The sequence below is a fragment of the Paenibacillus sp. P3E genome (assembly GCF_001909045.1).
GTDB classification, from domain to species: Bacteria; Bacillota; Bacilli; order Paenibacillales; family Paenibacillaceae; genus Paenibacillus_AQ; species Paenibacillus_AQ helianthi.
Genome location: NZ_LVWH01000135.1, coordinates 1 through 850, shown reverse-complemented (window position 1 = coordinate 850; position 850 = coordinate 1). Strand labels below are relative to the sequence as shown.

The window sequence follows — 850 nt, the reverse complement described above, 5'->3', positions numbered from 1 at the left end:
ATATATTTTTGATTACTCGTTTCAACGCTTAAATTCCCTTCCAGATTAGCGATTCTCCCTTTAATATCATCTCCATATATTTCAAAGTACAAATTAAGTACTTGAGGATGTGAAAAATATATACTTATAAAATTATGGAGAAAAGAATGTATTGTTGAATAATATACCCTAGGATTTTTGGTATCCTTTTTTAACTCATCAGCTGCCCTATTTGTGTACGTTATACAAAGAATGTTATCAGCCGGATTTTCAACAGTATGATGAAAAATCATTGTTTTAATTGTTGTTGTTTTTCCGCTACCAGCAGGTGCGTTGACTAAATAAATATTATCGACTATTGTACCAGCCATGTAAGCCCCTCCTTGATGTAGTCGGGAAGCATACCCTCAGTTAAATTATTTAGAATAACAGAATACATAAAGTCTGTCTTTCCGTTTGAAGTATGAGCAACAATATCTCTCAATGTATAACTCCCACCTTCTTGAGGTATTGTATACTTTAAATTATCTAACTTCCGCAAGCTTATCCACTCATCACGTTCTTTCTGAATGAGTGTAGTTATTTTATAATGCTTGGCAAGCATTGCTTCTTCTAATGTTCGAGCAAAATTATCTGATTCCCCTTGGTATAATAAGTAAGCAAGTCCTCCAAATAGGATATTCCCCTTATTTTTTTTCCATTGATATAAATCAGATACTGTTGGAGATGTTCCCGGGAATTCAATTTTATAGAAATTATTAATGGTTGCATTTGTCGTCGTAGAATTTTTGATAAGATTTTCGGTATTAGAAGATTTTGTATAATCAAGATCTGTTAAAATTAGGGTTTTAATATTTATAAACTCTATTAG

The 850-nt window shown here is 31.8% G+C and carries 1 protein-coding gene and 1 pseudogene; both read right to left on the bottom strand.

Features of this window, described 5'->3' with window-relative positions; all coding sequences use genetic code 11:
* Nucleotides 1–350: UvrD-helicase domain-containing protein (locus tag A3842_RS12050; protein WP_143186258.1), on the bottom strand; the 350-nt coding region annotated here is incomplete at its 3' end.
* Nucleotides 335–850: pseudogene (locus tag A3842_RS32495) on the bottom strand (AAA family ATPase); the annotation flags it as partial. The pseudogene A3842_RS32495 and the gene A3842_RS12050, both read right to left, overlap by 16 nt.